Annotated in this window: 13 protein-coding genes; 6 read left to right on the top strand and 7 right to left on the bottom strand. The window is 67.4% G+C overall.

Features of this window, described 5'->3' with window-relative positions; all coding sequences use genetic code 11:
• The first annotated feature begins 52 nt into the window (after positions 1-52).
• The 6 genes from ACWKV7_RS16810 to ACWKV7_RS16785 all read left to right on the top strand — a co-directional run bounded on the left by ACWKV7_RS16810 (position 53) and on the right by ACWKV7_RS16785 (position 5,223).
• A complete protein-coding gene (locus ACWKV7_RS16810; protein WP_483858841.1) occupies positions 53-1,012 on the top strand; it encodes a hypothetical protein in 960 nt (319 codons plus the stop codon).
• Between the two features lie 31 nt (positions 1,013-1,043).
• A complete protein-coding gene (locus ACWKV7_RS16805; RefSeq protein WP_483858840.1) occupies positions 1,044-2,006 on the top strand; it encodes a hypothetical protein in 963 nt (320 codons plus the stop codon).
• 155 nt (positions 2,007-2,161) lie between these two features.
• Complete coding sequence (gene purE, locus ACWKV7_RS16800; protein ID WP_483858839.1) at positions 2,162-2,653, top strand: 5-(carboxyamino)imidazole ribonucleotide mutase; 492 nt, start codon at positions 2,162-2,164, stop codon at positions 2,651-2,653.
• Between the two features lie 47 nt (positions 2,654-2,700).
• Positions 2,701-3,783 carry a 5-(carboxyamino)imidazole ribonucleotide synthase gene (locus tag ACWKV7_RS16795; protein WP_483858838.1) on the top strand — a complete coding sequence of 361 codons (1,083 nt, stop codon included), beginning with the start codon at positions 2,701-2,703 and terminating at the stop codon, positions 3,781-3,783.
• A 57-nt stretch (positions 3,784-3,840) separates the two neighbouring features.
• Positions 3,841-4,614: a substrate-binding periplasmic protein gene (locus tag ACWKV7_RS16790; protein WP_483858837.1), complete on the top strand. Its 774-nt coding sequence runs from the start codon at positions 3,841-3,843 to the stop codon at positions 4,612-4,614.
• A gap of 75 nt (positions 4,615-4,689) precedes the next feature.
• A complete protein-coding gene (locus tag ACWKV7_RS16785) occupies positions 4,690-5,223 on the top strand; it encodes a DUF3299 domain-containing protein (protein WP_483858836.1) in 534 nt (177 codons plus the stop codon).
• A gap of 31 nt (positions 5,224-5,254) precedes the next feature.
• Here the strand turns inward: ACWKV7_RS16785 and ACWKV7_RS16780 are convergent, their stop codons facing one another.
• The 7 genes from ACWKV7_RS16780 to ACWKV7_RS16750 form a co-directional block, all read right to left on the bottom strand.
• Positions 5,255-6,037 (bottom strand): helix-turn-helix transcriptional regulator, encoded by a 783-nt coding sequence (locus ACWKV7_RS16780; protein ID WP_483858835.1) that lies wholly within the window; start codon positions 6,035-6,037, stop codon positions 5,255-5,257.
• 71 nt (positions 6,038-6,108) lie between these two features.
• Positions 6,109-7,941, bottom strand: coding sequence for a fatty acyl-AMP ligase (locus tag ACWKV7_RS16775; RefSeq protein WP_483858834.1), 1,833 nt, complete (start codon positions 7,939-7,941; stop codon positions 6,109-6,111).
• A gap of 91 nt (positions 7,942-8,032) precedes the next feature.
• Positions 8,033-8,470: an HIT family protein gene (locus ACWKV7_RS16770; RefSeq protein ID WP_483858833.1), complete on the bottom strand. Its 438-nt coding sequence runs from the start codon at positions 8,468-8,470 to the stop codon at positions 8,033-8,035.
• 34 nt (positions 8,471-8,504) lie between these two features.
• Positions 8,505-9,446, bottom strand: a complete 942-nt coding sequence (locus tag ACWKV7_RS16765) for a fatty acid desaturase family protein (RefSeq protein ID WP_483858832.1) — start codon at positions 9,444-9,446, stop codon at positions 8,505-8,507.
• Positions 9,447-9,460: 14 nt separating this feature from the next.
• Positions 9,461-10,498 (bottom strand): FAD-binding oxidoreductase, encoded by a 1,038-nt coding sequence (locus ACWKV7_RS16760; protein WP_483858831.1) that lies wholly within the window; start codon positions 10,496-10,498, stop codon positions 9,461-9,463.
• Between the two features lie 46 nt (positions 10,499-10,544).
• Positions 10,545-11,825 carry a fatty acid desaturase gene (locus ACWKV7_RS16755; RefSeq protein ID WP_483858830.1) on the bottom strand — a complete coding sequence of 427 codons (1,281 nt, stop codon included), beginning with the start codon at positions 11,823-11,825 and terminating at the stop codon, positions 10,545-10,547.
• Between the two features lie 72 nt (positions 11,826-11,897).
• Positions 11,898-13,061, bottom strand: a complete 1,164-nt coding sequence (locus ACWKV7_RS16750) for an acyl-CoA dehydrogenase family protein (protein ID WP_483858829.1) — start codon at positions 13,059-13,061, stop codon at positions 11,898-11,900.
• Positions 13,062-13,074 lie beyond the last annotated feature (13 nt).

The raw sequence follows: 13,074 nt of genomic DNA, 5'->3' as shown, positions 1-13,074 counted from the left end.
GCGGCGGCGTCGGGTAGCATGCGCGCCCCTCTTCGATACCAAGGATGGAGCCATGCGCCACTTGCGCCTTTTTCCCCTGTCGCTTTGCCTGCTGCTGGCCGCCTGCGGCGGCGATGAGCTGGTGCTGCACTTCGATACACCGGTCAATGCCGAGCAGGGCGGCATCGACCCTGCGCTGCATGAATCCCTGGAGCAGGCGCTGGCCGAGCAGCAGTTCACCGCCGAGCAGGTCGGCTTCAAGCTGCTGGGCGATGGCCAGTCGGTGCGGGTAAGTTTTGCCGGCGAGCCGCTGAGCGCCGAACGACGACAGGCGTTGCGGGACCTGTTCAGCGCGCGGCTGGCGGCACGCGATCAGCGATCGGACAAGCTGAGCCTGGAAATCCAGCCGGAACGGCTCGACGAACTCTTCAACTCCCCGAGCGGGCACCTGCTGGACGACAACCTGCGCCAGCAGATGCGCGAAAAAACCCAGCGCCTGCGCCGCACCTTCAACAGCACGGCGACCTTCGAAGAAGGGCCCGCGCTGGTCTACCAGGAGGGCGACAAGCCCGCCGTATTCACCCTCGTTGCATCGGATGAGATCTCCTGCAAGGTCACGGCGCAGTTGAGCAGGCCCCTGCCCACGCTCAATCTGCGTCTGGGCACGCCCAGTGGGGGCGAGATGCTGGATGAACTCTTCCAGACGATGGGCGAGCTCCTGCCGATCACCGTTCCCCATCGGCTGCTTTTTTCGGGCGTCGAGATGCAAACCAGCCTTGATGAGCAACGGGTCGAGTACAGGCTCCGCGATGACCCGGCGACTGGCGGCCAGCACTACATCGACTTCGATTTCGGGCGCCTGGGAATGCTCGAGCACAGTGCAGGAGAGGCGATGAATCGGGAGCGTTTCGAACGCATGCAGCGCGAATGCATCGATCGCGTGACCAAGGCCGGCCGCCCCTTCACCTACTTCTACGGCAAGACCCTGGATCGGCTGGATGCGGTCGAGTATCGCTTCCAGAACGAATCCTGAGCGACCGGCGTCGCGTCTCGTGGAGATCACCATGCGTCTATTTCGTTTTTTCAGGCTCTTGCCGCTGCTGGCACTGGCGGCGTGCGGTGGCGAGCCGCAGTTGCAGTTCCGTTTCGCAGAACCGATCCGCTCGGAAGAGACGGGTTGGGACTACGACTACCTCTCCGCCCTCAGCGACGCCCTGATCGCCCAGGGCTACGAAGTCGCCCGAATCCACTTCCACCAGGTCGAGGATGACCCGCATGCGGTGCGCATCAGCGTGCAGCGCGAGCCGTTGAGCGCGGCCCAGCGCAAGGGCATCGCCGCCTATTTCCAGGAGGTGCTGGCCCCCGCCGCGAATGCCTCCGATGCGTTCCGCCTGGAACTGCATGCGGAGCAAATCGAAGAAGCGCAGCTTGCGGGCATGCGTGCCGAAGACCGCGAGCGGATCGCCGGGCTGCCGAAGGCCTATGAAGGCCGCTTCGAAGTGCCGGAGCAGATCATGGTAGTGGCCAGCTCCTGGGTGTGGCCGGGAGAATCGGCGCCGCCGCCGAGGCGGGAGGTGTTCTGCCAGGTGCAGGCGACACTGCACGAGCCGTTGCCGGATATGGTCTTCGAAACCCCGGCGCCGAATGACGACGAAGAGGCGCCGGCCTTCGATGGCTCGCTGGCGCCGCTGCGCATGATCGGCCTGGACCTCTACGAGGACGTACCGGCGCAGTTCCGCTTCGCCGACGCCACGCTGCAGCACGCGCTGGAGGACGGGCGCCTGCAGGTGCGGCTGGAAAGCTCGACGGGCTACGGTACCGGGACCGACACGTTGATTTTCGCCCTGGGCAGCATGGGCAGGCCGGCCATGCTGTCGGAAAACACCATCCTCGGCAGCGAGGTCCATGACGGCTGCGCGCGACGCGCCGGCGAGATCGGCGGCCTGCTGCGCCGCTTCGACAACCGGCCCGTGACCCGGCTGCAGGCGTTCGACTTCCTGCCGGCCGGCGAAGGAGACGAACGGTAATCCCAGGGGCGCGTCAATTTACGCTTTACGATATACTGCGCCGCCTCCAAACCGACCGGCCCGTCGGTTTGCCCCGACATGACAAGCCACGCCTCATCGCGTGGCTTGTTGGTTTTTGTGTCGCGCCCGCGGGCGCACTGTAAAGAGGCACGATGATGAGCGCACTGGTAGGCGTGATCATGGGCTCCAAGTCCGACTGGTCCACCCTCAGCCACACCGCCGACATGCTGGACAAGCTGGGCATTCCCTACGAGGTCAAGGTGGTGTCCGCCCACCGCACCCCGGACCTGCTGTTCCAGTACGCCGAACAGGCCGAGGCGCGCGGCATCCAGCTGATCATCGCCGGTGCCGGCGGTGCCGCCCACCTGCCGGGCATGTGTGCGGCCAAGACCCACCTGCCGGTGCTCGGCGTACCGGTGCAGTCGGCCGTGCTGTCCGGCGTCGACTCGCTGCTGTCCATCGTGCAGATGCCCGCCGGCGTGCCGGTGGCCACCCTGGCCGTCGGCAAGGCCGGGGCGATCAACGCCGCGTTGCTGGCCGCCAGCATGCTCGGCCACCAGCACCCGCAGTTCCATGCCGCGCTGAAGCAGTTCCGCGACGAGCAGACCCGCAGCGTGCTGGACAACCCGGACCCCCGCGAAGCCTGATCGTCGCATCCGCTGGATGCAGCAGGCGGCAACTGGAGATGTAGCGCATGAAAATCGGTGTGATCGGTGGCGGCCAGCTGGGCCGCATGCTGGCCCTGGCGGGCACTCCGCTGGGCATGAACTTCGCCTTTCTCGACCCGGCGCCGGACGCCTGCGCCCAGGCCCTCGGCGAGCACATCCGCGCCGACTACGGCGACCAGGACCACCTGCGCCAGCTGGCCGACGAAGTCGACCTGGTCACCTTCGAGTTCGAGAGCGTGCCGGCCGAGACCGTGGCCTTCCTCTCCCAGTTCGTGCCGGTCTACCCCAGTGCCGAATCCCTGCGCATCGCCCGTGACCGCTGGTTCGAGAAGTCCATGTTCAAGGATCTCGGCATTCCCACCCCGGAATTCGCCAACGTGCTCGATCAGGCCGACCTCGACCACGCGGCGATCCAGATCGGCCTGCCGGCGGTGCTCAAGACCCGCACCCTCGGCTACGACGGCAAGGGGCAGAAAGTCCTGCGCAAGCCCGAGGACGTGGTCGGTGCCTTCGCCGAGCTGGGCAGCGTGCCGTGCATCCTCGAAGGCTTCGTGCCCTTCACCGGCGAAGTCTCGCTGGTGGCCGTGCGCGGCCGCGATGGCGAGACGCGCTTCTACCCGCTGGTGCACAACACCCACGACAGCGGCATCCTCAGCCTGTCGGTGGCCAGTACCGACCACCCGCTGCAGGCGCTGGCCGAGGACTACGTCGGCCGCGTGCTGGACAAGCTCGACTACGTCGGCGTGCTAGCCTTCGAGTTCTTCGAAGTGGACGGCGGCCTGAAGGCCAACGAGATCGCCCCGCGCGTGCACAACTCCGGGCACTGGACCATCGAAGGCGCCGAGTGCAGCCAGTTCGAGAACCACCTGCGCGCTGTCGCCGGCCTGCCGCTGGGCTCCACCGCCAAGGTCGGCGAGAGCGCCATGCTCAACTTCATCGGTGCGGTGCCGGCGGTGGACAAGGTGATCGCCATCGACGACTGCCACCTGCACCACTACGGCAAGGCCTTCAAGGCCGGGCGCAAGGTTGGCCACGCCACCCTGCGCTGCGCCGATGCGGCCACTCTGCAGGCACGCATCGCCGAGGTGCAGGCGCTGATCGCCGGGTAGTGCCGCCCGCGGCGCTGGGCTAAGCTGGCTGGGGTCCCACGCGAGTCGAGCTGTCCCATGCCCAGGCCGTTCATTGCGCTGCTGTGCTGTCTGTTCTGCGGGATACCGCCGGCGCTCGCCGACGAGGTATTGATCGCCGACTACCGCCCCCGGCCGCCGGAGATGTTCGATCTGGATGGCCAGCCCAGCGGCCCGCTGGTGCGAATCCTGGAAACCGCTGCGCAACGTGTCGGGGCCACCGTGCAGTGGCGCCAGCGGCCATTCATCCGCAGCCTGGAGGACCTCAAGTCGGGTCGCGTCGACCTGGTTCCGCGGGTGCTGTTCAGCCGCGAGCGGGTCGCCTTCGTGCACTACCTGCCGCCGATCGGCGCGCAGCGCAAGACCATCCTGTTCATCGTCCGCCCCGGCCAGGAGGCCACGTTGCAGCGCTATGCCGATCTCCACCGCGGCGAGATCGGGGCCAAGCGCGGTACCGTCTACTTCGAGGAATTCGACCAGGACCAGGCGATCCGCAAGTCGCTGATGGTCGACGACGCCATTCTCGCCCGCATGTTCCAGGCCCACCGGCTGGAGCGGCTGATCGTGCTCGACCGGGAAGCCCTGGAGGCGGAGTTCCGCAGCCTCGGTTTCGACGACTATGCCTACGCCGACTATCGCCACGAGCAGTGGATCGACAACCACTACGGTGCCTCGCGGCGGCTCTACGAGGGGGCGCGCAAGGGGCTCTACGACCGCCTCGGCGCGGTGCTGGGCACCATGCGCGCCAGCGGCGAAGTCGAGCTGATCTACAACCGCCACGGCGTGCCCTCCCCGGAGGCGCCGCTCGACTGAGCGCACGGTCGGCTATGGGCGTCGGCGCGAGCGGCTGCTAGTCTCGGCGGGTCTTTTTCCCGTGGGACCCTCGCCATGCGTGCCTGTCTGATCTTTTGCCTGTTGCTGCTCAGCAGCGTCGCCCACGCCGAACTGCCGGAAACCGACTGGCTCGCGCTGATGCCGCCGGATGACCGCCGCGCCCTGGAGGAGATGCCGGAGATCGACCATGCCGGCGCGGAAGGCGACAGCGCCTTCTACAGCCCCGGCGGCCTGAAGCAGCAACGCGACCTGCCGGCGGTGATGTATTCGGCCAGGACCGTGGCGGCGCTGGACGGCAAGGCGATCCGCCTGGGCGGCTACCCGGTGCCGCTGGAAAGCGACGCCCAGGGCCGCAGCACCCTTTTCTTCCTGGTGCCCTATCCCGGCGCCTGCATCCACGTGCCGCCGCCGCCGCCGAACCAGATCGTGCTGGTGCGCTATGCCAAGGGCCTGGCCCTGGACGATATCTACCAGCCGCTGTGGGTCAGCGGCACGCTGAAAGTGGAGCCGGTCAGCAACGAGCTGGCCGACGCCGCCTATGCGCTGGATGCTTCGAGCGTGCGGGCGGTGGAGGAAGCGGACCTCTAGCGGGCCGTGGCGCGGCGACTGCGCCGCCCAGCTAACTGGCGATGGATGGCAGCCGCAGGAAGCTGGAGAAGCGCGCGGCGATCTGCGAGCGGTTGGCCAGGTCGAGCTTGTACAGGATGTTCTGCACATGGGTCTTGACCGTCTTGTCGCTGATCTTGAGGATGCGGCCGATCTCCAGGTTGGTCTTGCCGCAGGCGACCCAGCGCGCCACTTCGATCTCCCGGGTCGACAGCGGCAGCGCCTGGCCGGGCGGCTCTTCCCCGGCGTCGGCCGCCCAGCGCTGCTCGCTGCCGAGGATGCGACTGAGGGCGATGTGGATGTTGGGCGCGAGCATGGCCATGCGCAGCTTGCTCTCGCGGACCACTGCCGGCGCCACGTTGTAGAAAAAATAGCCGACGAAGCTGTTCGCCGTGCTGCCGGGGAACAGCGTCCAGGCCACGTTGCGAATGCGATGGCGGACCAGGATGTCGGCCCAGATGCGGTCCACCGGATCGATCAGGCTTTCCGTCCAGGTCAGGCGCGGGGTGCCGACAGTCTCGATCAGTTCCGGCTTGGTGGGCGGAATGCTGCCGTCGCGCCGCACGAAGGCGCGCACGTAGTCGGTGGGCGTGGTGTGGATGCAGTCGGCGATGTAGGCGGTGCCGCCGCGCCGCTCGCCGAGGGCGAACAGGAAGTGATCGCACGGCAGGATGCTGCGCAGCGCGCGCGCGGTGGTGGCCTTGAGTTCGGCCACGGTCTGCGCGTCGACGATCGGTCCGAGGAAGTGCAACAGGTTGGCGCCCGGTTTGGCCCGGTCCATTGGGTCGGCAAGCATGATGTGTCCCTTTGTTCTTATAGTGGTGGCATCACTGCGAATGCGGCACGCAAGCAGGTCGCAAGGCCCGGTCAGACTGCCGCAAGGTCCGACTTCGCCGGCAACTCGATCCTTCTGCCGGCGAACTCCATAGCTATGACTCGGCTTTCCAGGTTTGTTTCCGCCGCCACCGCGCCGGCCCGCGAGCGTTCGACTAAAGTCGTAAGCAGCCGGCGGCACTCCTGGCGCTTGATCTTGCCGCTGGAGGTGCGCGGCAGGCTGCCGCCCTGCACCAGCACGATCACCGGCTGGGCCAGGCGATGGCGGCTCCACAGGCTGGCGCGGATGTCCTCGAACAGTTGGTCGATGTCCAGCTCGCGCAAGGCGCGGCGCTCCACCTCCTGGGCGATGGCAACGCGTTCGCTGCCATCGATCTCCAGGCTGACGGCGGCCGAACCATCAGGGCGGAAGCCTTCCTGCTCGCGATACACGGTGGCCTCGATGTCGCCGGGGTGGTGATTGACGCCGTTGACCACGATCAGGTCCTTCAGCCGACCGGTGACGAAGAGTTCGTCGTCGAGCACGAAGCCCAGGTCGCCGGTGCGGAAATAGCGCCCCCGGCTCGGGCTCTCGACGAAGGCACGGGCGCTGGCTTCCGGGCGCTGCCAGTAGCCGTCGGCGACGCTGTCGCTGGCCACGCAGATCTCGCCGACCTGCCCGGGCGCCAATTCCACGCCGGTTTCCGGATCGATGATGAACGGCGCGCCGCCTGCCCTGGTGCTGCCGCTGCTGACCAGGTCGCGCAGGCGGTCGTCGCCGGCCGGCCCGGGCCGTTGCAGGGTCAGCGCCTGGTTGTCTTCCAGTCGTTGGGCGTCGAAGCCGCGGATCACCGCGGTGTGGCGCGGGCCGCTGGCGGTGACCATCAGTGTGCTTTCCGCCAGCCCGTAGCAGGGCGTGCTGGCGTTGCCGGGCAGGCCATAGGCGGCGAAGCGCTGTTGAAACGCGCTGACGGTGGCGGCGCGTACGTTTTCCGCGCCGTTGAAGGCAACGGCCCAGCTGCTCAGGTCAAGCCCCTCGAGTTCTTCGTCCTTGATCTTGCGCACGCAGAGTTCGAAGGCAAAGTTCGGCCCGCCGCTGACGGTCGCGCGGTACTTGCTGATCGCCCGCAGCCAGCGGATCGGCCGCTGCAGGAAGTGGATCGGCGTCATCAACGTGGTGGCGCAGCCGCTGTAGGCCGACTGCAGGATGCCGCCGATCAGCCCCATGTCGTGGTACGGCGGCAGCCAGCTGAGGATGTGGCTGTCCGGGGCGATGGCGAAGTTGCGTTGGATCATCGCCGAGTTATGCACGAGGTTGCGATGGCTGATCATCACGCCCTTGGGGTCGCCGGTGGAGCCGGAGGTGTATTGCAGGAAGGCCAGGTCGTCCTCGGCCACCTGCGGGCATTGCCAGGCGTCGGCCAGCGTCGGCGGCAGCTCGTCCAGGGCCAGCACGCGGGCGCCCGGTGCCATGGCGTGCAGGCGCTGCTGCACCGCGGCGCGGTGTTCCGGCGTGGCCAGTGCCGCCGCCGGCTGGCAGTCGAGAATGATGCTGTCGAGGCGATCGAGGATCTTGCTGGTGCTCGGCGGATAGGCCGGCACGGCGATCATGCCGGCATACAGGCAACCGAAGAAGGCGGCGACGTAGTCGAAACCGGGGTTGAGCAGGATCAGCACGCGCTCGCCCTGGCGGCCGTGCTGTTGCAAGGCGGCGGCGATGGATCGCGCGCGCTGGTCCAGTTCGCCGTAGTCGACGGTCGCTTCCTTGTCGCCGCCATCCAGCAGGAAGCGATAGGCCAGCGCGGTGGGCTGCCGTTCGGCGTGGCGCTGCAGGCAGGCGGCGAAGTTGCCGGAGCCGAGGCTGACCTGGGAACGATGATTGCTCATTGCCTTACCCTCTCGATCGTTAAGTTGGTAGCCGGCGCGTGCCGTCGACGGTTCGCGGCGCTCGCCCGGTAAAAGGTGCGTGTCGCTGGCGTCAGAGCTGCGCCTGAATGCTGCGGGCCTGCTCCTGCAAGCGGTGCAGGGCGGTGCGCAGGCCGAACAGGCCGGTGAAGTGCAGGAACATGCGGTAGCCGAACCCCAGCCCGTCGCCGCGCTGTCGCGGCACCAGGTGCAGGTGGGCATGGGGGATGTGCTGGTTGGTGGCCTTGCCGTCGTTGACGATCAGGTGGGTGCCCTCGACGCCCAGGCCGGCCTTGCGCTGGGCCGCCACCAGTCGTTCGAACACCGCGTACAGGTGCTGGCGACTGGCACTGTCCAGCTCTTCCAGCTTTTCCGCATGCTGGCGCGGAATCAGCAGCACATGGCCGCGGGTCAGCGGGTGGATGTCCATGAAGGCGAAGCAGTGCTCGTCGGCATACACGCGCGCGCACTCCGCCTCGCCGGCGGCGATCTTGCAGAACAGGCAATCCATGGGTTTCAGCGTCCGTGGGAAAGAAAAGGGGGTGTCAGTCGCCGATCAGCGGGTTTTCACGCAGGGTCGGCTGCGCGGCGAACAGCCGTTCGAGCAGCCAGCGGTCGCGCAGGAACTGCTTGTCGGCAAGCAGCGCGGAGAGGCGCTTGAGGTTGTGGAAGGGCACGCCGGGATAGGCGTGGTGCTCGACGTGGTAGTTGATGTTGGCCCACAGCAGGCCGATCACCCGGCTGGTCACGGTGACGGTGTTTTTCGCCAGATCCAGGCGATCGCCGTCATGCTCGTCGAGGGTGGCCATGGGGAAGTGCTCGTAGCCCCGGGAAATCGGGTTGTACAGCACCGCCAGCAGCAATAGCGGCAGCACGAAGATCAGCACGAACTCGTAGACCCGCCCCAGCCAGATCGCCGCCGCCAGCAGCGCCGCCATGCCCAGCAGGTTGCACGCCAGCTCGGCGAGCACCGTGTTGCGCACCTGGTTGCCGTAGCGCACCAGGGCGAAGTAGGTGAAGCGCGGCACGAACACGGCGATGCGGGCGAACATCCACCAGACGCCGCGGGCGTAGTTCCATTCGTCCGGATCCTGCTCCGCGTCGCCGAGGTAGCGGTGGTGGCGTTTGTGGCACTCGGTGAAGGCGGTGTAGGGGAACACGATGAAAAACGCCAGCGCGCGGCCGAACCCAGTATTCAGGGCCGGGGAGGAGAAGGCGCTCTGGTGGCCGCAGTCGTGCTGCAACACGGTGAAGGCGTGCAGCTGGCTGCCCAGCAACAGCACCGCGAACAGATGCAACCAGGGCGAGTCGGTGAACGCCACCAGCGCCGCGCAGGCGACCCACACGGCCACGTGCACCGCCAGCCAGAACAGGAACCTGCCCGGCACCGGTTTCATCAGTGCCTGCAGTTCGGCCTGGCGGTCCCTGGCCACGCGCAGCTCGGCGCGCTTGGTCAGGCGGAATTGATCTTGTGCCGCTCGATTCATCACAGCGTCCTCGCTCAGTCGACGGCCAGACAGACGTCATCGGTGGTCGGAAAGCCGACGCACATCAGCGCCTGGCCCATTTTCAGCTCCGCTTCGGACAGACCATGGCCCTCGCTCATGCGCACCTCGCCGCGCAGCGTGGTGCACACGCAGGCGGTGCAGAAGCCGCTGCGGCAGGAGAATGGTGGTTCGAGGCCGCTGGCCAGGGCGCCGTCGAGAATCGACTGGCCAGGCAGCACCTCGAAGCGGTGCTCGCGACCCTGCATCTGCAGCGACACCTGGCGGGCGACCTGTTCGCCAGCGGCGGCCGGCTTCTTCGGCGCGACGAAGTTCTCCAGGTGGATCGCCGGCTCTGGCACCCGCAGGTCGCGCAGGGCTTCGAGCACCTCCTCCATCATGCCCAGTGGCCCGCACAGGTAGTACTCGGTGTGCTTCGCAGTCGGCTCGGACAGTTCGCCGATCAGTTGCACGGCGCGCTCGCGGGTCAGCCGGCCGCTGTTCTGCCCGTCGTCGCCGCGGGAGAACACATGCACGATGTTCAGCCGCTCGCCGAAGCGTTCCTTCAACCAGGTCAGCTTGTCGCGGAAGATCACCGACTCGCGGTTGCGGTTGCAGTAGATCAGCGTGACGCGGCTGCCCGGCTCGAAGTACAGCGCGCACTTGAGGATCGAGAAGATCGGCGTGATGCCGCTGCCGCCGGCCAGCAGCACCAGGTGCCGGGCCTGCTGCGGATCGGGAGTGAGGGTGAAGCGACCGTGGGCGCCGAGCACCTTCACCGTGTCGCCGGCTGAAAGCTTCTGCAGCAACTGGTTGGAGACCTTGCCACCGCTGACCCGCTTGACGGTGATCGACAGGTGGCGGTCGATACCCGGCGTGCTGCTCAGGGAATAGGAACGGCACAGCGGGCTGCCGCCGGAGCCGAACTCCAGGCTCAGGTACTGGCCGGCGACGTAGCCGAGCTTGCGGAACAGCGGCGGGCGCAGGTGAATGGTCACCGCGTCCTCGGTTTCCGCTTCGATCGAGACGACTTTAAGGTTCAACAGCTTCTTCATGGTCAGCATCCCGGCTTGCCTAACGCGTGATCGGTTCGCTGGGCGGCTAAGACGCCGCGCCCAGCGGTTGTTCGGTGCTCGCGGCGGCGCGCGCGCGTTCCTGCTCGGCGATCGGTGCCGCGCGGCAGCGGCGCTTGAGCAGCGCGACCTTTTCCGCGTGGGAAAGTGGCTCCCACCAGTCGAGCTTCTCGGCCAGCGCATCGAAGCGCCGCAGCATCAGCATCAGGAACAGGTCGAGCACGCTGAGGTCGCGGAACACGATGGAGCGCGCCGCCTGCATCTCCGGCTTGATGCGCTCGAACAGCGCCGGGCTTTCCGACCAGTGCACGTTGGCCCAGTGGTGGTGGCAGACGTGGTAGCCCTCGTTGAGCATGTTCACCGGCGTCTCCAGCAGGGTGATGGTGTTGTACATGTAGTCCTTCGGGTCGCTCTGCTCGCCGTAGAAGGCGTGCTGCGCCCAGTGGATGACGCCCATCAGGAAGTTGCTCGCGCACCAGGGCACCAGCATGTACAGCACGGCGATGTCCAGGCTGTAGAGGGCGAGGGCGGCGAACAGCGCGAAGTAGATGAGGTTGCCGACCAGCATGCTGCGCATCTGCACCGGCTTGTTCTTGCTCTTGAAGTACAGGTACGGCGAGACCATGAACTGCTGGTACATCACCTCGCGCACCATGTAGACGATGAAGTCCCAGGCGCTGGCGTGGTCGTAGCGCGCGGTGGCGTACACGTCCAGCGGGCCGGCGTTTTCCCGGTGGTGCTGCTGCAGGTGCGCGGCGGCATGGGGAATCAGGCCCATGGGCACGGCGAAGAACATGTAGAGGAAGGAATTGCCGGTCCACTTCTCGCACAGGCTGTCGCGCTTGAAGATACCGCCGCGGCGATGGCCCTCCTGGTGCATGCAGCTGAACGAGCGCACGAAGGCGCGAATGTTCGGCCCGTAGACGAAGGCGTAGAAGGCGATCACCAGCGGCCAGGAAATCTCCTTCAGCCACAGCTGGGCGATCAGCACCGGGAAGGCGGTGCAGCCGAGGGTGATGGCGCCGGCGAGGATCGGCTCGTCGCGCGGGTCCTTCAGCCAGCGGTCGGCCAGGCGCTGCACCTGGCGGTGGTAGAAGGCGGCGATGCCGCTGCCCAGCGCCGACACGCCAGGAATCAGGCACAGCAGCAGGCGCCCGCCGTGCAGCACGGTGGACAGCGCCAGGATCGCGCCGATGGCGAGGCTGTTGAACACCAGCAACAGCGCGAACAGCGGCATGGCCAGGGCGTGGAAGAGCGGGCCCACGTTGCCGGGGCGCGGCGGATAGAGTGCTTCTGAGGGTGTCGGCATGGTCTTCAGGCTCGAAGGATTGCTCGGGAAGTCGATGCCTGCGGCCGGGCCGCAGTGGCCCGGCCTGGCATATCAGGCGTGGGCCGGTTCCGGCTTGGCGGCACTGCGGGCGTGCTCGCGCAGGAATTCGGCGAGTGCCGGTGCGGCGGCGACCCGTGAGATCGGATGGAAACCGATCCCGCGTGAGGCGGCGAGCAGGTAGCTCACCTCGTCCGAGGCGATGAAGCTCATGCCGCCGAGCAGCTCGGTGGCCAGGTTGGTGGCTCGCTCGATGGCGCCTTGCACGCTGAAACGGGTGCACAGGGCGCGGTTGTAGGTATCCAGGTCGACGCTGTCCTGGCGCTCCAGCGCGTAGGCGTTGCCCAGCAGCGCCTGGTGCGCGCCCTCCAGCTCGATGGCCAGCTGCGCCAGGTGGGTCTCCGGAGCGCCGCGCCGGTTCATCAGCAGCTCGACCAGCGCCGAGGCCACGCCCAGGTAGGTGGCGCCGACCATAAGTTGGAACCAGCAGAGCCCGGCCAGCGACGTGGCCTGGGCCGATTCGGCGATCTGCTCGGCGTTCTCGCCCTCGGCCAGCAACACCAGGTCGTCCGGCACCAACACATCGTCGAAGAGCAGCGTGTTGCTGTCGGCGGCGGCGAGCACCGGGGTCTTCCAGAAGCGCTCGCGGGTGATCTTGCCACTTTCCGCAAAGACCACCGCGAAGCCAGGCACCTCAGGCCCGGCGGCCGCCTCGCGGGCGACCCCGGCGACGATCACGTCCATGCCGTGGCTCATGGTGCAGGGCTTCTTGCTGCCGCGCAGCAGGAAGCCGCCCTCCACCGCGCGGGCCTTGAGGCTGGCGTTGAAGATCGCCGCGCCGGGCGTGCCCTCGGCGAAGGCGGAGGCGACCAGCAGGTGGTTGGCGGCGATGGCGCCCATCAGCTCGTCGGCGGCCGGCACGATGCCGCCGAGCTGCACGATGGTGGCCAGGGTGTGGTGGTGCATGGTCATCATTACCGCCAGCGACGGGCACAGCGAACCGACCGCGCGCAGGATATCGACGGTCTCGCTCGGCGAGGCACCGAGGCCGCCGAGGGCCTGGGGCACCAGCAGATGGGTGCCGCCCAGTTCGCGGAACAGCTGGCAGAGTTCGGCCGGATCGGCATGTTCCAGCGTCATCAGGCCGCGGGCCTGGAGGGCGGCCACCAGGCCAGGAAGACGGTGTTCGGTAACGGCTCTCGCGTGTTTGATCGACATGGGTAGTGCCTCT

This window comes from Zestomonas ipomoeae, assembly GCF_057128665.1.
Note: the sequence above shows the minus strand (reverse complement) of the source record. Positions and strands in the feature narration are given on the sequence as shown.